Source organism: Amycolatopsis pigmentata (genome assembly GCF_042684065.1).
Taxonomy (GTDB): Bacteria; Actinomycetota; Actinomycetes; order Mycobacteriales; family Pseudonocardiaceae; genus Amycolatopsis_E; species Amycolatopsis_E pigmentata.
Window position 1 is genome coordinate 124,526 of record NZ_JBHUKR010000004.1, and the last position, 22,881, is coordinate 147,406.

22 protein-coding genes are annotated in these 22,881 nt (G+C 68.6%); 9 read left to right on the forward strand and 13 right to left on the reverse strand.

Annotation, left to right across the window (positions count from 1 at the left end):
* Nucleotides 1-73: 73 nt before the first annotated feature.
* The 4 genes from ACFSXZ_RS02315 to ACFSXZ_RS02330 are packed head-to-tail and all read left to right on the forward strand — an operon-like array spanning nt 74 to nt 3,904.
* On the forward strand, nt 74-823 hold the full coding sequence (locus tag ACFSXZ_RS02315) for an IclR family transcriptional regulator (protein ID WP_378260705.1): 750 nt from the start codon (nt 74-76) through the stop codon (nt 821-823).
* A 45-nt stretch (nt 824-868) separates the two neighbouring features.
* Nucleotides 869-2,038: a 4-hydroxybenzoate 3-monooxygenase gene (locus ACFSXZ_RS02320; RefSeq protein WP_378260707.1), complete on the forward strand. Its 1,170-nt coding sequence runs from the start codon at nt 869-871 to the stop codon at nt 2,036-2,038.
* Nucleotides 2,039-2,075: 37 nt separating this feature from the next.
* Nucleotides 2,076-3,131 carry a zinc-dependent alcohol dehydrogenase gene (locus ACFSXZ_RS02325; protein WP_378260709.1) on the forward strand — a complete coding sequence of 352 codons (1,056 nt, stop codon included), beginning with the start codon at nt 2,076-2,078 and terminating at the stop codon, nt 3,129-3,131.
* A complete protein-coding gene (locus tag ACFSXZ_RS02330; protein ID WP_378260711.1) occupies nt 3,128-3,904 on the forward strand; it encodes an SDR family oxidoreductase in 777 nt (258 codons plus the stop codon). Before ACFSXZ_RS02325 ends, ACFSXZ_RS02330 begins: the two co-directional genes overlap by 4 nt.
* 7 nt (nt 3,905-3,911) lie before the next feature.
* On the opposite strand, the gene ACFSXZ_RS02335 is transcribed toward ACFSXZ_RS02330, so the two are convergent.
* The 4 genes from ACFSXZ_RS02335 to ACFSXZ_RS02350 form a co-directional block, all read right to left on the reverse strand.
* Nucleotides 3,912-4,037, reverse strand: a complete 126-nt coding sequence (locus tag ACFSXZ_RS02335) for a hypothetical protein (protein ID WP_378260713.1) — start codon at nt 4,035-4,037, stop codon at nt 3,912-3,914.
* Nucleotides 4,038-4,175: 138 nt separating this feature from the next.
* Nucleotides 4,176-6,773, reverse strand: a complete 2,598-nt coding sequence (locus tag ACFSXZ_RS02340) for a bifunctional lysylphosphatidylglycerol flippase/synthetase MprF (protein ID WP_378260715.1) — start codon at nt 6,771-6,773, stop codon at nt 4,176-4,178.
* Entirely contained in the window at nt 6,770-8,080 is a 1,311-nt protein-coding gene (locus ACFSXZ_RS02345) for an alpha/beta hydrolase (RefSeq protein ID WP_378260717.1), read from the reverse strand. Before ACFSXZ_RS02345 ends, ACFSXZ_RS02340 begins: the two co-directional genes overlap by 4 nt.
* A 342-nt stretch (nt 8,081-8,422) precedes the next feature.
* Nucleotides 8,423-8,584 (reverse strand): hypothetical protein, encoded by a 162-nt coding sequence (locus ACFSXZ_RS02350; RefSeq protein WP_378260718.1) that lies wholly within the window; start codon nt 8,582-8,584, stop codon nt 8,423-8,425.
* A 184-nt stretch (nt 8,585-8,768) separates the two neighbouring features.
* Here ACFSXZ_RS02350 and ACFSXZ_RS02355 point away from each other — a divergent pair, with 184 nt between their 5' ends.
* Nucleotides 8,769-9,311, forward strand: coding sequence for a GNAT family N-acetyltransferase (locus tag ACFSXZ_RS02355; protein WP_378260719.1), 543 nt, complete (start codon nt 8,769-8,771; stop codon nt 9,309-9,311).
* Between the two features lie 61 nt (nt 9,312-9,372).
* On the opposite strand, the gene ACFSXZ_RS02360 is transcribed toward ACFSXZ_RS02355, so the two are convergent.
* Entirely contained in the window at nt 9,373-10,716 is a 1,344-nt protein-coding gene (locus tag ACFSXZ_RS02360) for an MFS transporter (RefSeq protein WP_378262720.1), read from the reverse strand.
* Between the two features lie 171 nt (nt 10,717-10,887).
* Nucleotides 10,888-11,532: a dihydrofolate reductase family protein gene (locus tag ACFSXZ_RS02365; protein ID WP_378260720.1), complete on the reverse strand. Its 645-nt coding sequence runs from the start codon at nt 11,530-11,532 to the stop codon at nt 10,888-10,890.
* A gap of 179 nt (nt 11,533-11,711) precedes the next feature.
* Between ACFSXZ_RS02365 and ACFSXZ_RS02370 the strand changes: the two genes are divergently transcribed.
* Nucleotides 11,712-12,551, forward strand: coding sequence for a patatin-like phospholipase family protein (locus ACFSXZ_RS02370; RefSeq protein WP_378260721.1), 840 nt, complete (start codon nt 11,712-11,714; stop codon nt 12,549-12,551).
* Nucleotides 12,552-12,569: 18 nt separating this feature from the next.
* Nucleotides 12,570-13,553: a phosphotransferase family protein gene (locus ACFSXZ_RS02375; RefSeq protein WP_378260722.1), complete on the forward strand. Its 984-nt coding sequence runs from the start codon at nt 12,570-12,572 to the stop codon at nt 13,551-13,553.
* A 70-nt stretch (nt 13,554-13,623) separates the two neighbouring features.
* Here the strand turns inward: ACFSXZ_RS02375 and rph are convergent, their stop codons facing one another.
* From rph to ACFSXZ_RS02410, 7 genes are all read right to left on the reverse strand, one after another.
* Nucleotides 13,624-16,221 carry a rifamycin-inactivating phosphotransferase gene (gene rph / locus ACFSXZ_RS02380; RefSeq protein ID WP_378260723.1) on the reverse strand — a complete coding sequence of 866 codons (2,598 nt, stop codon included), beginning with the start codon at nt 16,219-16,221 and terminating at the stop codon, nt 13,624-13,626.
* 220 nt (nt 16,222-16,441) lie between these two features.
* The gene (locus ACFSXZ_RS02385; RefSeq protein WP_378260725.1) at nt 16,442-16,828 is read right to left on the reverse strand and encodes a type II toxin-antitoxin system VapC family toxin; all 387 of its coding nucleotides are present in this window, start codon (nt 16,826-16,828) and stop codon (nt 16,442-16,444) included.
* Nucleotides 16,825-17,115, reverse strand: coding sequence for an AbrB/MazE/SpoVT family DNA-binding domain-containing protein (locus ACFSXZ_RS02390; protein ID WP_378260727.1), 291 nt, complete (start codon nt 17,113-17,115; stop codon nt 16,825-16,827). Before ACFSXZ_RS02390 ends, ACFSXZ_RS02385 begins: the two co-directional genes overlap by 4 nt.
* 120 nt (nt 17,116-17,235) lie before the next feature.
* Complete coding sequence (locus tag ACFSXZ_RS02395) at nt 17,236-18,324, reverse strand: DODA-type extradiol aromatic ring-opening family dioxygenase (RefSeq protein ID WP_378260729.1); 1,089 nt, start codon at nt 18,322-18,324, stop codon at nt 17,236-17,238.
* 10 nt (nt 18,325-18,334) lie between these two features.
* On the reverse strand, nt 18,335-19,402 hold the full coding sequence (locus tag ACFSXZ_RS02400; protein ID WP_378260731.1) for a Rieske 2Fe-2S domain-containing protein: 1,068 nt from the start codon (nt 19,400-19,402) through the stop codon (nt 18,335-18,337).
* 123 nt (nt 19,403-19,525) lie between these two features.
* Entirely contained in the window at nt 19,526-20,521 is a 996-nt protein-coding gene (locus ACFSXZ_RS02405) for an amidohydrolase family protein (RefSeq protein WP_378260733.1), read from the reverse strand.
* 129 nt (nt 20,522-20,650) lie between these two features.
* Nucleotides 20,651-21,097, reverse strand: coding sequence for a RidA family protein (locus ACFSXZ_RS02410; protein WP_378260735.1), 447 nt, complete (start codon nt 21,095-21,097; stop codon nt 20,651-20,653).
* Between the two features lie 258 nt (nt 21,098-21,355).
* On the opposite strand from ACFSXZ_RS02410, the gene ACFSXZ_RS02415 reads away from it, so the two are divergent.
* Both ACFSXZ_RS02415 and ACFSXZ_RS02420 read left to right on the forward strand, forming a co-directional pair.
* Entirely contained in the window at nt 21,356-22,012 is a 657-nt protein-coding gene (locus ACFSXZ_RS02415; protein WP_378260737.1) for an RraA family protein, read from the forward strand.
* Between the two features lie 89 nt (nt 22,013-22,101).
* Nucleotides 22,102-22,881, forward strand: coding sequence for an IclR family transcriptional regulator (locus tag ACFSXZ_RS02420; protein WP_378260739.1), 780 nt, complete (start codon nt 22,102-22,104; stop codon nt 22,879-22,881).

Genomic DNA, 22,881 nt, shown 5'->3' on the forward strand with positions numbered 1-22,881 from the left:
TTCGTCCCCCATCGAGGGGGCCGAATCGCACGACAGTTCAGGCGACGGTCGGTCAAGGGGGCAAGATGTGGTGGTGCCCGGAAATCTTTCCCGGCCCGGTGCCAGCGTCGCGTCCCGGGTGTTCGCCGTGCTCGGCGCCTTCGACGCCGAACATCGCGCCCTGACCGCAAGCGAACTGGCCCGCCGCGCGGCGCTTCCCCTGGCCACCGCGCACCGGCTGGCCGCGGAACTCGTGGCGCTCGGTGGCCTGGAACGGCAGGACGATCGCTATGTCGTCGGGCGCCGTCTGTGGGCCCTCGGCCTCCTCGCGCCGGTGCAGGCCGAGCTGCGCCAGATCGCCGCGCCGTTTCTGCAGGACCTCTACGCCGCCACCCGCGCCACTGTGCACCTTGCCGAGCGAGCGGGCCACGAGGTGCTCTACCTCGACCGGCTCTCCGGGCGGGCGACCGTACCCGTCGTGAGCCGGGTCGGCGGCAGGCTGCCCATGCATGCCACCGGCGTCGGGAAGGTCCTGCTGGCCCACGCGCCGGCGGAGGTGCGAAACGCGGTGCTGGCGGATCTGCGGCGTATAACGCCCTATACGGTGACTCAACCGGGGCGGTTGCGCGCCGAACTGGAGCGGGTGCGACGAAACGGAATCGCACAGACGATCGAGGAGATGAGCCTCGGTGCCTGTTCCGTGGCCGTTCCCATCGGCCGTCACGGCGAGGTGATCGCGGCGCTCGGGCTCGTCGTGCCCGACCTGCGGCGGCACCGTCCGCGGCTGATCGCCGCGCTGCAGGTCGCCGCCGCCGGAATCGGGCGGAGCCTTTCCACTGAGTGAGAGGCATGCTTGGGCGCCGAGGGGCGCCGCGGTGAGACTGGTGCCATGCGTACCCAGGTCGCCATCGTCGGAGCTGGCCCGGCCGGACTGTTGTTGTCCCATCTGCTCGACGAGGCGGGCATCGAGTCCGTCATCGTGGAGACCCGCTCGCGCGAGTACGTCGAGGCGCGCATTCGCGCCGGCATCCTCGAACAGTCCACAGTGGACTTACTGCACACTGCCGGGCTGGGCGAGCGGCTGGATTCCGAGGGCGACTTCCACCGCGGCATCTACCTGAACTGGCCCGGCGAGCGGCATCACCTGGACTTCGTGGACCTGGTGGGCCGTGGCGTCACGGTCTACGGGCAGACCGAGCTGACCAAGGACCTCGGCCGCGCGCGGCAGGCGTCCGGGCAGCGGATCCTCTACGAAGTCACCGATACCGCCGTGCACGACGTGGCCACCGAGCAACCCTTCGTCACCTTCGTCGGCCCGGACGGCCAGGCCGGGCGGATCGACGCGGAGGTGGTCGTGGGCTGCGACGGTTCGTTCGGGCCCTCCCGCGCCGCGATTCCCGATCCGGCCACCTGGGAGCGTACGTACGCCTACTCGTGGCTCGGGATCCTCGCCGACGTCGCTCCCTCGACCGACGAGCTGATCTATGCCTGGCACCCGGACGGCTTCGCGCTGCACTCCATGCGGTCGGCCACGGTGTCGCGGTTGTACCTGCAGGTACCCACGGGCACGGACATCACCGAGTGGTCCGACGACCGGATCTGGGACGCGCTGGCCACCCGGCTCGGTCACGGCCAGGACGGCTGGACGCTCACCCCGGGGCCGGTCACGGAGAAGTCGGTCCTGCCGATGCGAAGCTTCGTGCAGCAGCCGATGCGGTACGGGCGCCTTTTCCTGGCCGGCGACGCCGCGCACATCGTGCCTCCTACCGGGGCGAAAGGCCTGAACCTGGCCGTCGCCGACGTCGCGTTGCTGGCCCCGGCGCTGGCCGCGCTGCTGCGCGACAAGGAACCCGCACTCGCCGACGCCTACTCCGAAACCGCGTTGCGCCGGGTCTGGCGCTGCACACACTTTTCCTGGTGGATGACCACCATGTTGCACACCTCGGACGATCCGTTCGACGCCCAGTTGCAGCTTTCCCAGCTGCGATGGGTGGCCTCCAGTGGCGCGGGCGCCGCCGGGCTGGCCGAGAACTACGCCGGACTGCCCATCGGATACTGAGCCCGGCCGCTTCCGGATCTCCTGGTAAAGGAGACGCATGACAACTCCAGCGGGCCGGCGCGTCGTCTATTCCGCGGCGCGGACCCTGACCGTCGAACCGGCCGGAACCACGCCACCGCCGCCCGGACACGTCCGCATCGACGTGGCCTACACCGGAATCTGCGGGACCGATTTGCACATCTTCCACGGCGACATGGATGCCCGAGTCGGCCCTCCCGGCGTGATCGGGCACGAGATGTCCGGCCGGATCGCCCGGATCGGCGAGGACGTGGACGGGTGGCGTCCCGGTGACCCGGTCACCGTCATGCCACTGAGCTGGTGTGGACGGTGCCCGGCCTGCCAGGCAGGGCATGCCCACATCTGCGAACGCCTGGTCTTTCTGGGCGTCGACGCGTCCGGGTCCCTGCAGAGCAGTTGGACGGTGCCCGCGGCCACGCTGGTGCGGCTCCCACCGGACCTGCGGCTGGACCACGCCGCGCTGGTCGAGCCGACCGCGGTGGCGGTGCACGATGTGAAGCGCGCCGGCCTGCGGCCGGGCGAGCAGGCGATAGTCGTCGGTGGCGGCCCGATCGGGTTGCTCATCGCCCTCGTCGCCCGCCGCTCCGGGGCGGACGTGCTGGTGGTCGAACCCGATTCCTACCGCCGGTCCGTCGCCGAAAGCCTTGGCTTGAGGGCACTCGACCCGTCGGCGGACGGGTTGACCGATGCCGTCGGGCGATGGACCGAGGGGGCGGGCGCGACGGTCGCTTTCGAGGTCTCAGGCGCGGCCGCGGGCGTGGAGACCGCGGTCGACGCACTGGCCACCCGGGGCCGCCTGGTTCAGGTGGCCATCCATTCCGTGCCACGCGAAGTGAACCTGCACCGGTTCTTCTGGCGCGAACTGACCCTGCTCGGCGCGCGTCTGTACGACCGCGACGACTTCCAGGCGGCGGTACGGTTGATCGCCGGTGGCGATGTCCCGGCGGCGACGTTGATTTCGCGGATCGAACCGTTGGAGCGAGCCGCGGATGCCTTCGCCGCCCTCGAATCGGGCGCGGGAGTGATGAAGATCCTGATCGACTGTGGAGCCGGGGGAGTGGAGGAAGCACGATGACCAACGCCTTCCCGAGGGCGTTCGACCTCACCGGACAGCTCGCGGTGGTGACCGGCGCGCGCCGGGGCATCGGTTTGGCCATCGCGGAGGCGCTGGCATCCGCGGGAGCCGACATCGTCGCGGTGAGCGCGCATCAGGAGGCCTCGGGCAGCGAAGTGGAGGCCAGGGTCACCGCGCTCGGACGCAACTGCACCACGCTGAGCGCCGACTTCGCCGACCGCGCGGCCGTCACGAACCTCGCCGCCGCTTTGGGCGACCTCGGCCGCGAAGTGGATATTCTGGTGAACAACGCCGGCACCATCGCCCGCGCCCCCGCCGCGGAGCATTCCGACGCCGACTGGGACCGCGTCATCGCCGTGGACCTCAGCAGTCAGTTCACGCTCACCCGCGAGGTCGGCCGTCGCATGCTCGAGCGCGGACGCGGCAAAATCGTGTTCACCGCGTCACTGCTCAGTGTCCAGGGTGGAATCAACGTGCCCGGATACGCGGCGGCGAAATCGGGGATCGCCGGACTGACTCGCGCGCTCGCCAACGAATGGGCCAAGCACGGTGTGAACGTCAACGCGATCGTTCCCGGTTATGTGGAAACCGACAACACGCGGGCGCTGCGCGAGGACCCGGCCCGCTTCGCGTCCATTTTGGACCGTATTCCGGCCGGACGCTGGGCCCAGCCCGAGGATTTCGCCGGTGTCGCGGTATTTCTCGCCTCGTCGGCCTCCGACTACGTGCACGGTGCCCTCATTCCGGTCGACGGGGGATGGCTGGGCCGGTGAGGAGGTCTCAGCCGGCAGCGGGCGGCTTTTCGGGGTCGATGCCGAGCGAGCCGAAACGCTCCGCCAGATCGTCGACCCATTCCGGTGGTGTGCGGTGGCCGGGGAGCGGGATTCCGGCCTCGCTGCGCCACAACGCATCGCCCTGGCACGATTCTGGTGATCAGGAGCACGGGATCGGTGCGGCAGGCGACGACCTCGGGCAGGAACGGGACCCCGGGTTCGCGGGCGAGCGTGGTCAGCACGCCGATCTCACGTCGGGAAAACCGGCTCATCAGGAGTGTCGTCGAAGCGGCGAAGGCCGTCGGGCGTCGCATCGGTGATCCCCTCGCGCCCCTCGGGCAGAGGGACGCGTAGCGTCGCCGCTGACACTATGGGCGCGGGCCAAGGGTTTTCGCGGAACGTGGGTCAGCATTGTCCGTACCAGCAGGAGGGTCTGCCGCAAGGTCATGTGCGGCAGGTAGGCGTGGGCCACCGCGCTGCCGATCCGGGGGAGCGCGGCGGCGTCGGGATAGGCCATGAAGATCGGCTGGTACTCCGGTTGGAACTTGGCTTTGAACGCGAACAACGAGCGGAACCCGTAAACGGGTTCGAGACGCAGTCCGACGAAATCGAGGAGCCGTTGCAGCGGTATGCGCCTGCCGTCGCGATCGATCCGGGCCAGCGGTGCCCCGGACAGGCTCAGCATCTCCGCCCCTTCGTCCTGTGCGGACATCGCCATCGAGGCGATGAGGAACTCCATGACCCCGGGAAAGGCGTGCGCGGAACGGCGCATAAAATCCAGCGTCCAGCCGATCGCTCTCCCGTCGCGCCACACCGGCAGCCAACTGGTGACACCGTGGAGTGTCCCGTCGGGGCCGACGGCCGCGAGACACCAGACGTCCTCGTCGTCGAGTTCACCGACGCTGCCCAGGGTGAAACCCATTTCCGGCAACTGCTTCTTCGTCAGCCAATCCCGCGAGAGCGCGTCGACCTGCTCGGTGAACTGCGGCGGTGCTTCCCGGTAGCGAATGCGGCGTGGCTCGACGCCGAGCGACTTCGCCTTGTTGATCGCGGTCCGGACGTCCTGGAACTTCTTGCCGCGGAAATGCAGTGCGGGCAGTGAGAGCCGGGCTTCTTCGGCCACCTGCAGGGCGCTCCACCCGGTGCCGAGGGCCCGGCGGACATCATCGGTGATGGCGTAGAAACACGGCGTCCACCCGTTGGCCGCGCAGTAGCGGGCGAATTCACGCGCTGCCGTGTTCAGCGACCCCGGGGCGCCCACGGGTCCGCCCGTGGTGAGAGCGACGGCCGAGCGGACACGGTAGGCCACGACCACCTGGCGATCGTCGGAGAACCAGTATTGGTGTCCTGGCCAGGTGATCATGTGGGCGGTCGCCTCGCCGCCGTAGCGGCGCAACAGCGCACGCGCCTGGGCCCTGCCACAGGGACTGGTGTCGACCCGGCTGCGAAGGAAGGTCGCCATGCAGCCGGCCAGCGCTACGGACCAGAAGACGACGCCCGTCCAGCCGTAGAGGAGGACCGCCGCGCCCCGCTCAGGCAGAAACGTGATCGGGATTTCGCCGAGGTAGCCGGGGGGCGCGTAGCGCGATGGCAGGTCGGCAAGGATCTGCGTGACCGTGGGCGGCCGGTCGAACTGGTCGCGCGCCAGGTAGCTGCCGACCACGTACGTCAGCGCGGACAAGGCCAGGACTCCGGTGACGGCCAGCATCAACCGCCGGTAGGCGCCCCGCGGCGCCCGCACGTCGAACTTGTTCCGGTACACCACAAGCATTCCGGCGACGAAGACCGGCTGCAGGAGCGGAACGGCGATGGTGGCCGACTCGCGCAACGACCTGAAGCTGGCCTGGGCCAGTTCGGAGGGCAACAGAATCATGCCGAGCACGGCGAGTGCCACGTTCGCCGCGAACGCGCCCCACCAGGCGAAGCGGCGGCCCCGCCGCAGCCCCTCCGCCATGACCGCCATGACCAGCGCGGGCATGACCGACAGGATCGCCGGGCCGAGGCCGTCCAGCCGCACCAAAGCCCGCACCTGGCCGCACTCGAAAGACATGCTGGGGTCACCGCACAGCTGCGTCACGTCCGTGGCCGACGGATGGGGCGTGGTGAGCAGGTACCGCAAAATGGACAGCGGTGGGTTACCGAAGGTCAGCGGTGCGGCCGCCACGAGCGGCCCGATCGCCGACGCCGCCACCACCATCGCTATCAGCAGGCGGGCCTCCACCACGGACGGGCCGAGCCCCGCGCCGCGCTCGCCACGGCGGACGACCAACGGCACCAGCAGGAGGCCGCAGATCCCGGCGCACAACCGGATCAGGTCCTCCAGGACACCGGCATAGAGGGTCATCATCGCCATCGCGATGATCAGCGTCAGCCGGAGCCGGCGCCGCCACACGGCGGGCAGCGCGGCGCTGGCCGCCATGGCCGCGCCGAAGGCCGCCGCGGACGGCGTGAACACCACCATCGTGGCCAGGCGCCGCGACCACGGATCGCCCGCGAGGATTCCCGCCGCCACCACGGCCAGAGAGCCGAGCGTGCCGGCGCTGTAGGTGACCAGCGACGCCACCGCGGTACGCGCGCTGCCGATGCGGTACTCGGCCAGCCCGCACAAGGCGAGGACCACCACCGTGACCCCGAAATACTGCGGGAGTCCGCCCGCCCACAGCGCGGAACTGACCACACACCACCAGTGCCCCTGGGCCAGGGCGGGGAGCCCGAACCCGGCCGCGAGCCGTAACCCGGGGCGCGGGCCGGAGTGAAGGGTTCCGGTCGCCAGCCCGACGCCCCACAACACCACGACGAAGCCCAGCGTGAACCGCAGCCGGGCGACCGTTCGCCCTGCCCCGCACCAGACGCGAGCCACCACCTTCATGGGGCGATCAGTCCTGTCCTTCGCGCCAGCCAGTCCAGCGACTGCTCGAGACCGGCTCCCCACGCCTGCCAGGAGTGCCCGCCGGGGACCTCGAGCCAGCGGACATCCAGCCCGGCGCGCGAGGCGACCGTGTAGACCTCACGCTGCTGCTGGCGATATTCACCGTCCGCGTCGCCCACGGTGATCATTCCCGCGCTGCCGGGGAACTTCCGCGTCGCCAGTTCGTCGAGGGGGTTCACCTGGCGGAATCGCGCGTCGTCCCCGCCGAAGGCGGCGTTGACGGTGTCCGCGCGGGTTCCCAGTGTCGGTTCCCGCTGGCCGGAGATGTCGACGAACGTGGGATACAGCTGGGGCGCGCGCAGTGCCAGTTGCAGCGAACACGTGCCCCCGTAGGAGAATCCGGCCACCGCCCAGTGCCGGGTGTCCTGGTCGACCTGGAGGGTGGCCTTGATCCAGTTCGGGACGTCCACGGTCAGGTAGCTTTCGTTGTTCCCCAGCCGGGAATCCAGGCAGAGCGGGTTGCCGAGTTCGGTGCCGGTGTCGTCGGCGTCCACCACCACCGGGGCGAGCCCGTGGTGTTGGGCGGCGAACGCGTCCATCATCGCCCCGAGCCGGCCTCCCTCGATCCAGTCCACCGGTGCTCCCGGCTGCCCGTGCAACAGCACGATCACGGGCAGCAGCGGCCGATGGTCGGTCAGATAGGCCGGCGGCAAGTAGACGTACCCGTCGCGGGCGCCGAACCCGGACACCACCGGCGGTATCCGCACCTGGCTGATCGCGCCGTGGGAGGGCATCGTCGCCGGCGGCGTCCACCCCTCCTCCAGCGGGCGGCCCGCGCTTCCGGGGAACGGGGATGGGACCCAGGTCGCGTTGCGCGCGAAAGCGACCTCGCCGTGGGCGGGTAACCCCAGGACGGCGCGGAGGGTGGGGTACTGCCCGTAAAAGGCGTTGATCTTCACCGCGCACGTACAGACGACGAGCACCGCGGCCACCACGGCGCCGCTACGCCGCCACCAGGTTCCCCGCCGGAACGACGCGACCGCCAGGGCCGGCGCGAACAGGCCCACACCCAACCACGCCACAACACGCCAAGGCAGCGAGTCCGGGAACGGCCGCCACAGGTCATCCACCACCCAGACCAGCAGCAGACAGGCGAGAACCGTGGCCACGGCCAGGCCGGGAACCACGCGAGTCCACCAGGTCCGAGACCGCCGGGCGAGGAGCACCGCACCGCCCAGCCCGCCCAGAACGGTGAGCACCGCGGGCAGCAGGCCGAATACGAGAGGGGAGTCCAGAATCTCGCCCATCTGCGGGTGCTGTCCCTTCTTGCCCGGCACGACTGTCCCGGCAATGAGGACGACCGCGCCTGTGCGGGTATCACGAGCGGCGCGCCGAAGGGCCCACGGCGCCGGCGCCGTGGGCCCGATCGACAAGACCACCAACCGCGCAGTATTGCACCGGACAAACGTTTCGTGGAGACGGGACAGGCCAAATCTTTGCAGTGGACACGGGTCCGTACCGGACAATCGCGGACAGCGACAATCTTCGCCGGTTTTGGTCCCCGTATTCCTTGGTGCGGCTATGGTTGGTTTCTTGCGGATACTCGCGCTCGTCGGAGAAGCGTTGTCTCGCCTGGATCCCAGGATGTCTTATGTGGACAGTTGAACGTTCTCGCCCGGGTGCGCGGCGCGGTCGCGGCCGGCGCTCTCGCCGGTGTGCGGCCCGAAAAACCCGACCGTGAGCGCGACCAGCAACCAGCAGGCGGCGATGTAGACGAAGACCGGTTGATACCCGAATGTGCCGAAGATCACGGCGACGATGAGAGGGCCACCGATATTGGTGAGCCGCCCGATCCCGTACACGAGCCCGGTGCCGGAGTTGCGGCCGAACCCGCCCCGTCTCGGCCTTGACCAGGCTGGTGATCCGGGTGGTACTGCACGTTGGGAAGTGCTCACTGTCCCCACGGGTGATGTTCCGGGCGCGATACTGGTCTTCATGACTCCAGCGAACCGCCCGGACAACGTCCGCTTGAGGGCGTTCACCGAGGCCGACCTCGCCTTTCTCGACCGCCTCTGCACGGATCCCGATGCGCTCGGCGAGTTCGAGTGGCCCGGATTCGGTGATCCGAGGGCGCGCCGCAAGCGATGGGAGATCGACGGGTATATCTCCGCCGAGTCCGCGGCGGTTGCGATCGCGCGGGCCGACGACACGGTTATCGGCATCGCCTCCTGGAAGCCCCGCGGCTTCCCCTCGGGTGTCACCTACGAGATCGGCGTGGGGGTGCTACCCGAGCATCGTGGACAGGGGGTGGGCACGGTGGCGCAGAGGCTGCTCGTGGACTACCTGTTCGGCCGCACGACCGCGAACAGAATCGAAGCCCTCACCAATGGCGGTAACCTCGGCGAGCAGAAAGCCCTCGAACGCCTGGGGTTCCGCCGGGAAGGGGTCATGCACGGCAGGTCCTTCCACCACGGCGAGTATGCCGATGTGCTCGTCTACGGTCTGCTCCGCTCAGAGCATCGTCCCGGAACGCCATGAGTACTCCTCCCAACCTGTTCAGAGTGAGGTCGGAAAAGGCTCACGGTAGTCCAGACGATACTTACCGGGCATAGGTCGCTTCGGCGGTGATGTCGGCGCGGGAGCGGTCGGCGATGAGGACCACGCAGAGCACGGTCACCGCCGCCGCGACGACCACGTAGGCGGCGATCGAAAACGGGGTGCCCGTTTCCTGGAGGAGCCAGGTCGCCAGCAGGGGTGCCGGGCCGCCCGCGAACACCGACGCGAGCTGGTAGCCCAGGCCCGCGCCGCCGTAGCGCAGATGCGTCGGGAAGCTCTCTCCGATCAACGCTGCCTGGGGCCCGTACTGCATGGCGTGCGGGATCATCGAGACCACGATGGCCACGAAGATGAGCACGTAGCCGCCGTCCTTGAGCGCCGCGAAGTACGGGAAGGCCAGCACGCCGGTCAGCACCGCGCCGACGAGGTAGATCCGTTTGCGGCCAACGCGGTCGGACAGGTGCGAGAACCACGGGATCAGGAACAATTCCAGCAGGGCCGCGATCAGCACGGCGTTGAGCACGAACGTCTTCGAGTAATGGTGGCGCGCGACCACGTACACCAGGACGTAGCTGGTGTAGAGGTAGAACGGCATTTGCTCGCTGAACCGCAGGCCCGCCGAGAGCAGGATTTCCCGCCAGTGGTGCCGGATCGCGTCCGCGACGGGCCGCGAGGAGGTGCGCCGCTCGGTGACCACCTTGGCGAACATCGGGGTTTCCAGGATGCGCAACCGGATGACCAGGCCGACCGCGACGAGGATCAGGCTGGCCAGGAACGGCAGCCGCCAGCCCCACGAGTTGAAGGCGTCGCTGGACAGCATCGCCGAGAGCAGGGTCATGCCACCGGTGCCGAGCACCAGGCCGACCGGAACGCCGATCTGGGCGAAGCTGCCGAGCAGCCCGCGCTTGCGCTGGTCGCCCCACTCCATCGCGAGCAGCACCGAACCGCTCCACTCGCCACCGATCGCGATGCCCTGGATCAGCCGGAGGAGGACCAGGACGATGGGCGCCGCGATCCCGATCGTCGCCGCGCCGGGCAGCACGCCGACCAGGCCGGAGGCGATCCCCATCGCCAGCAGCGTGACGATCAGGGTGGCCTTCCGGCCGATCCGGTCACCCCAGCGGCCGAAGATCGCCGCGCCGACCGGACGCGCCGCGAACCCGACCGCGTAGGTGGCGAACGACTGCATCGCCCCCGCGTAACTGCTGGAAGCGGGGAAGAACAGGTGCGGGAAGATCAGCGCCGCGGCGGTGTTGTAGAGGAAGAAGTCGTACCACTCGATGGTGGTGCCGATCGCGCCTGCCAGCGCGGCCCGCCGCACCTGGGTCGGCTGTTGTGTGTGCTGAGCGTCGAGTGTCCGGTCCGCCTCGTTGCGTCCCTGAACCATGCTCACCGCCTCCTGTGACCGGGTTCACTGATCCAACCAAAATCCCTGACCCTTGATCGGAAGTCCAGTCGGGACGGAGATTTTCCTGCCGTGCGCCCGAGTCGTTACCAGGTGGCCGAGGGCCTCGGCCTGTGTATAACGACCTATACGGCGGGGTTGTGGCGCCTGGGCTCAGTCACGGTCCTTTCTGTTCCAAAGCTGATGAGTAAGCCCGCTGGGCGAGGTGACGGTCTCGATCGTGAAGCGGTCTTCGAAGCCGCTCAAGCCTTCCCAGAGGGATACTCCGCGCCCGAGGGTGATGGGCACGATCACCAGGTGCATGAAGTCGATCAGGTCGGCCTGAAGGAACTGCCGGACCGTCGAGGGGCCTCCGCCGATACGGACATCGCCGCCGTTCGCGGCCTCTTGGGCCAGGCGGAGCACCTCGTGCGGTGCCGCGTCCACGAAGCGGAAGCTGGTTCCGTTGGGGAAGTCGATCGTGGGGTGCGGGTGGTGCGTCATGACGAACACCGGTGTCCGGAACGGCGGCTCGTCACCCCACCAGCCTCGCCACCCGTCGTCGGGCCAAGCGCCGTCCTGCGGGCCGAACTTGCGACGTCCCATGATCTCGGCGCCGATGCCCTGGCTCCACAGGCTCGTCAGGGCGCGGTCCAGCGTGACCGGGGCATCGACCTGGTCGACCCCGTGGATAACGCGGCCGTCGAACCAGCCGAACAGCCGTTCGGCGCCGCCGATCGGGTTATCGAAGGTTACATGCTCGCCGGCGGCGTAGCCGTCGAGGGAGATGTTCAGGTTGTGGACCCGGGTGCGGGGCATGGGCGGCTCCTTCGGTGATCGGATGCAGAGGATTACACAGGAAATGACCGCCACGGATGGCCGAATTCATCGCGGAGGCCCGAAAATCGTGCTCCGCGTGCCGGACAAATGTGTATAACGTCCTATACGGCGTGGCGTGATGCGACCCCCTCGGGTGGCCACGGCATTAACATCGGCTCATGACAAAAAAGGCCCTGGTGCTGGGCGGCGGTGGCGTGGCGGGAATCGCTTGGGAAACCGGTCTCCTGGCCGGGCTCACCGAAGCGGGCGTGCCGGTTCTGGAGGCGGACCTCATGGTCGGGACCTCGGCGGGATCGACGGTGGCGGCACAGGTCACCAGCGGTGTGGGAGTCGAAGAACTCTTCCGGCGTCAGGTCGATCCCGCGTTTCAGGTACCTGAACTGCCCCGCACCATCGATACCGAGGCGCTGATGGCGATGTTCGCTGAAAGTTACGATCCCGCGTTGGACCCGGGCGAGCTCCGCCGCCGCGTCGGCGCGATGGCGCTGAAAGCCCCCACGGTGCCCGAAGCCGAGCGCCGCCCGGTGATCGAGGCTCGGCTGCCGTCACATGACTGGCCCGCCCTCGAGATCAAGATCGTCGCGGTGGACGCGGAGACCGGCGAGGACCGCGTGTTCGACGCGACTTCCGGGGTGAGCCTCGTCGACGCCGTGACGGCGAGCTGTGCGGTGCCGGGAGTCTGGCCCCCGGCCACGATCGGCGGCCGCCGATACGTCGACGGCGCGGTGCGCTCGCCGGAGAACGCCGACCTGGCCGAAGGATACGAGCGAGTCCTCGTCGTCCAGGTCATGGAAATACCCGGGCAGAACGAATTGGAGAAGCAGGTCGCGTTTCTCCGCGAGCGTGGCTCGGAGGTGATGGTGATCGGGCCGGACGAGGCCGCGGCCGCCGCCATGGGTCCGAACCTCCTGGATCCGGCGAAGCGGGAGCCCGCGGCGACGGCCGGTCGCGAACAGGGCCTGCGCGCGGCACCGGAGGTCGCCGGATTCTTGAAGTGACCCGGCGGTTCTGAGACCGTGGAGTTCCGGCCTGTCGCTCGCGCTGCCGGCGCGTTCCAGGAAACGGTGTCCGCGAGCGAGATCCTCGCCCTGTGCCACCGTGGCTTTGGGCAGGACGCCGTGGTGCTCTCAGCGATCGAACTCGACGGTGGTCTGTACAACAACACCTACCGGATCGAGTTTCCTGACCGGGACGCGGTGATCCTGAGGGTCGCGCCTGAACCGGGCAGGCAGTTCCGGATCGAGCGACGGCTGATGCGCGGAGAACAGACGAGCCTGCCGTTTTTCGCGCCGATCGCGGCGATGATGCCGCGCACGCTGTTCGCGGACTGGACTCACGACCTCATCGGACGGGACTACGTGTTCCAGACCATCCTCGACGGTGTCCCGGCCGCGCGGGCGATTCATGACTACCCACGTCCGGCGTGGGCCGCGCTCTACCGACAGCTCGGCGCGGTGACCAAGACCGTGCATTCCGTACGGGGGGAGCGTTTCGGCCCCGTGACCGGCCCGGGGTACGACCACTGGAGCGAAGCGGTGATCCGGTGCCTGGAGGACACCGCGGCCGATCTGGAGGACGCCGGTCTCGACGCCTCCGACATGAGGGCGGTCGCTACCGTCGCGGCCGAACAGACCGAGGCCCTGGACGCGATTGAGGAGCCGCGCTTGCTTCACGGTGACCTCTGGACACCCAACCTGATGCTCGCGCCCAAGGCGCCGGAACCGCTGATCACCGGGGTACTGGACCACGACCGCGCCTGGTGGGGTGACCCCGCGGCGGACTGGTCCGTCTTCGTCGCCTCCGGAAAGTCGGCGGCGAAACCATTCTGGGACACCTACGGCACCCTGCCGTGCTCCGCCGACGCGAACTGGCGCGCCCTGATCTACCGGGCCCGGCACCTCGGCGCGATCCGTCTCGAACGCCACCGGCTGGGCCGCGACGACAGGATCGCCGACACCTACCACAGAATGCGGGAAGTCCTCGACCTCCTGACGACGTGAGCAGTAGTCCTACCGGATCTTGCACCGGGAAAATCCGTGCTGGGCAAGGGTTTTCTAAGTGAGTGGTCCGTCAAGGCAGAATCTCGACGTAGCCGTCGCTTCCGTGCACGCGGATCCGCTGCCCATCGGGAATCAGCAGGGTCGCGTCCGCCACACCGACGACAGCCGGCAGTCCGTACTCCCGTGCGATCACCGCGCCGTGTGTCATCAGCCCTCCGACCTCGGTCACCAGGCCCGCGATGGCGACGAAAAGCGGCGTCCAGCTCGGGTCGGTGTGGGCGGTGACGAGGATGTCGCCCGGTTCGAGATCGGCCTGGGCCATGTCGAGGATGACGCGGGCACGCCCTTCGATGGTCCCGGCCGAGACCGGTAGGCCGATCAGTGCGCCGGTCGGCAGGCCGTCGCGCCGGTACGACCCGGCGACGGCCTCGCCGTCCGATGTCAGCACCCGGGGCGGCGTGAGCGCCTGGTATGACCGGAACGCGTCCTTACGTTGCCGGATCAGCTTGTCATCCACCTGGTTCGAGCGCACGACGTCGTGCAACTCCTCGAACGTGAGGTAGAAGATGTCCTCCTTGTCGGGAAGCACATTGGTCCGCACGAGGCGCTCGGCCTCGTCCAGCAAGGCTCGCTTGTAGACGAAGTAGCGGCTGATGATGTCGTACTTCGGGTACTCCCGGTAGCCGATGAAGGTCCGGACCCGGTCGATCATCCGCTTGGTCTCGTCGGCCTTGTGTTCCCCGTCCGGCAGTGCTCGCAGCTGTTCGAGCAGCTCCTGTGCCCTCTTGTGTGCTTCCTGTTGTCCTTGCTCGAAGCGTCGTTTGGCGGCACCGTGCTCGAAGTTCCTGACATTGTCGAGGATCACGGGCACGAGCGCGGTGGGGCGTTCGCGCCACCGCGGCCTGGTGATGTCGATCTCGCCGACGCAGCGCATGCCGTACCGGTCGAGGTAGGCCTCGATGGCGTGCCGTGCTTCGGTCCCGCCCGCGACCTTCGGCAGTTCGTCCAGGAAGCCGTCGTCCTCGACGCCTCGCAGGAACGCCACCACCTCCGGACACGGGCGGATCACGTCGGCGACGTCGAGCAGGGCCAGTCCCATCTCCGACGTGACGTTGCCGGGAGCGGACAGCGTGAGGATGTCGGCCGCGTTCTTCTCTCCCAGCCACTCTCCCAAGTGGTCATTGAGCCACCAGGTGGCCTCCATCCCGGCCATGATCACCTGAATGCTCAACGGATCGCTGAGAACCCGCTTGTGCTCCTGGAACGCCTCCAGCAGGAAGTCGAACAGCGCCGGTCCGGTCTTCGCCCGGATGTCGCGCTCCAGAGCGGCGAGGGAATCCTGGCTGCGCTCGATCAGCTTGGTGACGATGGCCGGATCGGTCTCGATCGGGGCGGACGCGCCGCTGACCGGCGGCGCGCTGGGGCCGGCGTCCGGGAGCGTCGGGACGAAGTCGTCGCGATCGAGGACGGTCTCCAGCGCGTCCCTGAACAGCGGATCGCCCCTCCCCACCAGGTCCAGCAGGGCGGCGCGGCTCGCGGACGTGGTCAGCCTCCGGGTGACGTCGACGAACAGCCTCCCGCCGGCCGTGGTCATCGGCGCCATGGCCGTCAGCTGCCACACGGAGAGTCCCAGTGGCTTCATGGCGTCGGTCATCATCTGCTGGTGACCGACGGACAGGTAGACGTGGTTCTCCTGGTCGTCGGTCTCGGGGATGGGGAACAGTGTGGTGATCGGCCGGCTCTGCACGATCTGAAAGTCGTCGTCGACCAGGCACCACTCGATGTCCTGCGGGCGCCCGAAGTGCGCCTCGATCCGCCGTCCGAGCTGCACGAGCCGCACGACCTGCGCATCCGTCAAGGCCGGCCGCTCCTGCCGCCGCGAGTCGATCGCCACTTCCCGCGTACCGCCCGCCGGAAGGGCATGAACGGCACGGCGTTTGGCGGCGATCGTCTTGGCGATGACTTCGCCGTCGCGCACCTTGAAGACGTCCGGATTCACCAGGCCGGAGACCAGGGCCTCGCCGAGGCCGAAACTGGCGTCCACGGTGGCGACCTTCCGGTTGCCCGTAACGGGGTCGGCCGTGAACAGGATGCCGGCCGCGTCCGGGAAGACCATCTGTTGCACGACCACGGCCATGTGGACCGTGCGGTGGTCGATGCCTTCCCGCAGGCGATAGGTCACGGCCCGCTCGGTGAACAGCGAGGCCCAGCATCGGCTGACGTGCTGGAGGATCGCTGTCGGTCCCACGACGTTGAGGTATGTGTCCTGCTGGCCGGCGAAGGAAGCCGTCGGCAGGTCCTCCGCCGTCGCGCTGGATCGCACGGCGTAGGCGGCTTGTTCGCCGGATCGGGCGAGTGCGCCGGTGACGGCGGCCGCGAGATCGCCCGGAATGGCAGTCCCTTCGATGGTCCGGCGGATCGTCGCGCTGAGCGTGCGGATCGCCTCCCGGTCATCCGGGTTCAGGCGCGACAGCTGGTCGAGCCGGTCGCCGACGGACGGCGCTTCCGCCAGGATCCGCCGGAAGGCGGCCGTCGTCACGCAAAACCCAGCCGGCACGCCGACATCTTCGATCCGCGACAGGCCGCCCAGGTGCGCGGCCTTGCCGCCAACGACCGCGACCTGCGTCTCGTCGACCTCCTGAAGATCCACCACGTACTGTTCGGTCACCGCGATACCTCGCCGCCGCGTCCACCGCACGTCGACAACACATCCACGTCATCCCCCATTTTCCTCGTCGGCGCTGTGTCCGGCCGCCGATTCTGCGGCAAACCCCGGGTCTTGCCGCAAGGCCCCCTGTGCGTTATACGTTAGAAGTGGCGGGGAGTGAGAACTCCTTGCCATTTGTTTTGTCGTCCGCGCGGGATCCTTCGACCGCCTGACACGTCAGTCATCGGATGAGTCGTACAGTGACGCCAAGGTCAAGGTCGGCCCACGCGCGATCGGCCGTGACTGCGACACCATCCGGAACACGTTGTGCGACGGCAAGGCAGGCGCGATCGCCGAGCGAAAGGCCCGCGCGGCGGGTAGCGGACCAGAGCAGACCGGCACATGCCGCGTCGGCCCGGCCGAAGGGCACCACTTGCACCCCGAGCGATGTGATGCCGTCCGCCGCGCTGGTTGGCGAGGGGTGTCCGCGCTGAGCGAGCTTTTGCACGACCTCAGCCCAGTTCACCGCCGAGACCACTGCGCCGTCGAGGCTTTCGGCGACCTGCTCATGGCCGGGCTCCCGGTAAAGAAGTGCCAGGAGGGCGCTCGCGTCAAGGACCGGCGTCACCGGTCGCTCTCCTCGCGTGCCGCTTCCGCCCGCCGGTCGGCGAGGAGCTCTTCTACCGCACCGCCCTTGTGTCCAGCCGCCGTTGCCGCTTTGATCGCCTCGTCCTGAATGCGAGCGAGCAGATGGGCACGCTCCTCGATTACGACACGCCCGTCTTCGACATAGACCACCAGCGTCTGACCTGGTTCGATTCCGGCCGCGCGCCGAACCTGCACCGGTATCGTCACCCTGCCGTCTGGCGTGGCGGATAATTCGGCATGCGGGAGATCTTCATGCGCTTGTGTCACAGGCTTAGTATGCACCCCATCGCGACTCTAAGTCATCCGGACCTAGGGTGCACCCGCCATGAACGCGACGTTTATGGCGCGCATTCCCGCAACTCGCCGCGTCCAGGTGCGGTCTGCCGGTCAGGTCCAGCGGGCGAAGCCGAGGCCTGCGCCGGTGCCGGCCTCGGTGCGATAGACGGGTTCGTAGGCGAGTTGTTCCATGCCGAGGCCGCAGCGGGTCATCATGGCGCTGAGGGTGACCCAGTTGAGGCATTCCGACGTGGCCGAGTAAAGCCGCTCGCGCGGCAGTGAGGTCAGCGTGTCCTTGTCCTGCTTTTCCAGTGCCTCCAGCAACATCCGGTCGAATTCCTCGTCGACCACGAAATGGCTGAGCCCGCCGGAGGCGATGACCGCGACCCGGACGTTGTCGTCCCATTCGGCGATGGCGTCGGTGAGTGCTTCGCCGAGCGCGTAGCACCGGCGCGGCGTGACGGCGTTGGGTGGGTAGCAGGTGTTCTGGAAGACCGGCACGATCGGGGGGTGGCCGGGTCCGAGCAGGCGCTCGAGGACGAACGCGTAACCGTGCGGGATACCTTGCGGCCGGGGCGCGGTGTCGCGGACGACGTCGAGTTCCCCGGCCTCGGCCGGGTAGCGCCGCGCGACCCGGCCGCCGTAGTTCTCCTCGACGTAGGTCATCTGGCTGACGTCGAAGTCGTGCTCGATGAGGTACTCGACGAGGTGGCGGCCCAATTCGGCGTCGACCGGCACGTCGCGGCGGGAGCTGCCGTAGCCGTTGGCGACCAGTTTGTCCATCATCCGCTGCTTTTCGGTGCCCCGGGTCGGGCTGGGCCGAGGGATCACCGGGACGGTGTTGCCCCAGAAGATCGAGAACACCGGCATGTTGGACTCGAAGAACCATTCGTCCTGATCGTCGCTGATGATCAGGATCACGTCGGGCCGCGCGTCGGTCAGGCTTTGGGCGAGCGAGTCGAGCGCGGCCTGGCAGCGGTCGGACTGCGCGCGGAACGTGGCGGGGTCACGGTCGCGGGAGCGGATCCAGTCCGGCACCACCGTGCGGACCGCGTCGTGGTAGCTCATCGCCTTGCCGACGGCGGGAAAGACGAGCTCCGGGTTGAGTTCGTCGCGCTCGGCGTAGTCGAGCCACATTTCGGGCGGCAGGATCAGCAGGGGCGTGTGCGAGGTCGCCGCGCCCAGCACGATGGATGCCATGAGTTCCTCCTCAGCCCTTCGCCTCGGCGCGGAGTCTCCGCGCCAGCATGCGGCGGGCGATCAGCGCGGCCGTGTCGAGCCGGATGCTCACCTCGAACTCCGGTCCTTCGGTGTCCATCAGGTTCTGCAGGACGCCCACCGCGTAGGCGTCCTCGTCGATGAGGCACAACTGTCCTTCTTGGACAGACGCGTCCATTTCCGGGTCGTCCTGCGCGTAGTCGCGGCCGATCGCGAAGAAGTAGTGCGTCTGCCGTTCCGAGAGCGGGGTGAGCCCGTAGATGACCTTGCCGTGGTACGCGCGGCGCGGGCCGTCGGCGGGGTCGTGCCGCGACTCGGCGGCCACGACCATGGTGTCGAGCACGTACAGCGAGGGCACGAAGAAGTTGATGTGCTGTTCGCGGTCGATCGGGGAACGCAGTCCGGTCCGCTCACGGTAGGTGGGCGGGCATTCCACGTCGCGCATGATCCGGGAAGCCTGGACCAGCCAGCGTGATTCGCTGGAACTACTGGTGATCGGCGTTTCCGCCACCTCGCGCGTGCCGATCTTGGTGGCGTGGATGAACGATTCGTGGGAGAGGTCGAGCACGTTGTCCGCGATCAGTTCGTGGTTCGCGTCGATCACGACATTGCCCGACACGAAACGGAAATCCGGGTCGGCGAATCCCGTTTCGGCGGGAATGCCGGCCGGGTCGGCGAGTTCGGGATCGCCCATCCAGATCCAGACGAACGGCCCGTTCTCGGTGACGGGGAAGGACCGCACATCCGAGCGGCCGGGAATCTTGTCCTGGCCCGGGACGCTCAGGCAGGTTCCGTCCGGCCCGAACCGGAAACCGTGGTAGCCGCAGGCGATGACGTCATCGTCGCCCAGCTTGCCTTCGGTCAGCGGGTAGCCGCGGTGGGGGCAGCGGTTGCGGAGCGCGGCCACCTTGCCAGCCCGGGTCCGGTAGAGCACGACGGAAATACCGAGAATGGTCCGGCCGAGCAGCGACTCGCCGACTTCGGACCGCAGTGCGGCGATGTACCAGACATTGCGCACGAACGTCTCGGTTTCAGGGCGTGCGATGGTGGGCTGAGCCATTGTTCCTCCCGTTACCAATCCGGCCGAGGGTAGGCGGACACGATCCGCGACCGACTTGCTTGTCTAGCGTCATTTCCGCCGTGGCTGCCGTCGGACTGGTCACGAACGGCACGGTACGGACAGTCATGGCAGGCGGGTGAAGACCTTGCGCGCGTTGCCCTCCAGCACGAGTTTCTTGTCGCTCTCGCTCAGGCCCGGCATTTCGTCGATGACGGGTTTGATGTCGTCGAGTTGCCGTCCGGTGACCGGGTCGGCGACCGAACCGCTGCCGGGGCGTTCGGTGCCGAACAGGCACCGGTCCGCGCCGACGGTTTCCAGGAGCAGGCGCAGCGAAGCCGGGTTGTGCAGAACGGTGTCGAAATACAGTTTGCGCAACGAGGTTTCGAAGCGTTCGGCGTCGGCGGAGCCGCCGAGGCTCGGCATGAGGCGTTCGGCTTGCCAGCGCCCGATCTGGTAGGGCACCGAACCGCCGCCGTGCGAGACGATGAGCTTGAGCGTGGGGAAGTCGTTCAGCGTGTTCGACCGCAACACGGTGAGGATCGCGATCGACTCCTCGGTGATGAAGTGCTCGCTGTAGGTCTCACGCTCGTTGAAACACCCGGCCGAGTGGACCAGGGCGGGCAGGTCGTAGGACACCAGCCGTTCGAAGAGCGGGTACCAGTACTCGCTGCCGAGCGGCGGTGTGGTGCCGGCGCCTTCGCTCGGGTCGGGGTTGAGCAGGACGCCGACGAACTGGGGCATCGCGGCGATCCGGTCCAGTTCCGCCAGCGCCTCCTCGACCGGACGTCCCGCGCACACCGGGAGCGCCGCCATGCCGGCGAAACGCGTCGGGTGCAGATCCACCGTGCGGCGGATCAGGTCGTTGTTGGCCTCGATCCACCAGTGCGCGATGCGCTCGGGCCGGGCCGAGGGCATCAGCTGGTACGGCCTTGGCGAGATCAGCTGCATCGTCGTGCCGACCTCGTCGAGCAGGGCGACGTTGCGGGCGGCCGACGCCGCGAGCGCTTCGTCGCCGATCTTGGGGTCACCTCGGTGGTGGCCGCCGGAGGACTGCAGGCGCGCCTTGTAGGCGTAGAACACCTCGGGCGCGTTGAGGTGGGCGTGGGCGTCGATGACCATGGGGCCTCAATCCTGGGAGACTTTCTGCAAATCGTGATGTGCCTGGGCAAATGACCGGCCGAACGCGCCGTCCGCAGGTAGCCGATCTTGGGGGCAGGGCTCCGAACAGCGAAACCGAGGGGCGAGGCGCTAAGGAGAGCCCTGGTCACGAGATCGGCTGGGCGCGTTCACTGAAAGGCGCTGGGAGACAGGGGCGATGTGGGCGATGACCTCGCACTGCAGCAGCAGTCCTTCGGGCAGGTCGCGGTAGACCACGACATGCCGTGCCGGGCGGGAGTCCGGGTCGGGGAAGGTTTCGCGCCAGACCGGGTCGATCTCGGCGCGGAAGGCACGGTCGGGCACCGTGAAGGTCAGCTTGACGGCGTCGTCGAACGATCCGCCCGCCGCCGCGAGCACGGCGCCCACGTTGGCGAAGGCGTTGCGGACCTGAGCGGCGAGCGTCTGCGGCACCTTGCCGGTGGCGCGGTCGACCCCGGAGACGCTTCCCGACACGAGCAGGGTGCCGACGAGGCTGGCGGTCGGGATGGGAGAACTGCCGTGGGTCAGGCCCGGGACGATGATGGATCGCCTTGCCACGCTGGACCTCCTCCATTGGTGCGCCGTCCGGCCCGGGGCTCGTCCCAGCGGGCCGGACGGCGAGTCCTGCTCTGATCGCCTGAAGTCAACGGTTGTGCATAATGTGAACACAACGTTCAGCTTTGCACCTTATCGACCGGTGACCGCTCGGGCAAGGGAGGATGGCTTCCACTTCGCGGTTTCCCGGGTAAGGTCGGTGCCGCGGCCCTGGCCGGTAGTGAACGTATCGTTCGGAATGTGAACGACTGGAGGTCGAAGATGACTGAGCCCGTGGCCGCGGCCGTGCGGCTGGGAACCTGTGCGCTGTCGGACGCGCTGGACGCCCTCGGCGTGCGTGGGGTGCTCCCCGGGGTGCGCGCGCTGGCGCCGTCCGGGCCGGTCGGCGGCCGCGCGGTCACCGTTCAGCTCGGGCCGGCGGACGGGAACGTGGCCAAGCGGCACCTGTGCACCGCGGCCGTCGATTCCGCCGGACCCGGTCAGATCATCGTGATCGCGCATCCTGGCCCCCACGAAGGCGTGGTCCCCGCGGGCTGGGGCGGCATCCTTTCCCTTGCCGCGCACCGGAAAGGCGTCGAGGCGGCCGTTGTCGGGGGCGCCGTGCGGGACGTCGACGAAGCGCGGGAGCTCGGCTTTCCCGTCTTCGGGCGGTCCGCCACTCCGGTGACCGCGCGAGGTCGCGTGGTCGAGACGGGGTGGGGCGAGCCCGTCGTCATCGGCGAGGTGGCCGTCGCGCCGGGCGACGTGGTGGTCGGCGACGAGAACGGCGTCGTGGTCATTCCGGCCGGGCTGCTGGACGACGTGATCGAGCGCGGCGAAACCATCGTGGCCCGCGAAGCCGCGATCGCGGCCGCGGTGCGCGATGGCGTTCCGGTGGCCGAGGCGATGGGACGCGACTACGAAAAGATGCTCGAGTAGCCCCCACACGATCAGCCGGTAGGATAACGATCCGCGCGTGACGGCAGAAGCCACGCCGACAGGTCGTCCGGGAGGGTGGCGGTTCGCCGATGGCAAAGACCGAGGGCCCCGGCCGGGCCGACATCCAGGCGGTGAGCCGCGCGAGCCGGATCCTGGGCCTGTTCCATGTCGACCGCAGTGAGCTGGTCACCGCGGACGTGGCGATCGAACTCGGCCTGAACCGCACCACCACGCACCGCTACCTCACGTCCATGGCCTCGATCGGGTTGCTCGGGCCCGGGAGTAGGCTCTCCAGTTACGTGGTCGGGCCGCTGGCGACGAAACTGGGCGCGATAGCCACCAACTCCGCCGAGGTGCTCTCCGTCGCGCCGCGCCACATGGCCGCGCTCAGCGACGAACTGGGCGCCACCCTGGTCCTGAGTCTGTGGGCCTCCACGGGGCCGATGGTGGTGCACGTGGCCGAGCCCCGCACGCCCAACGCGGTGCTCACCATCCGGACGGGCACCGTGTTGGCCCTCAGCACCGCTCAGGGCGTGGTGTTCACGGCGTTCCTGCCTCCCGGATCGAGCCACCTCGACCAGCGGCGCGAACGACTCGCTCCCGCCGCGCGCGACGCGTTCGACGCGGAGGTCGAGAAGGCACGCGAGGAGTGCCTGTCCGTGTCGGTGCGCCGCGAACACGGCGTTGTCACGGTCGCGGCCCCGGTGTTCGACGGCGAGGGCCTGTGCGCGACGGTCGCCGTCGTCGGCCTCGTCGGCAGCACCCTCGACACCGTGACGCCCGAACGCAGCCGCCGGATCCGCGAGCTGGCCGCGTTGCTGACCGAGGAGCTCGGGGGCCGCGTGCCGGAAGCCACGCGGCGCCCCTGA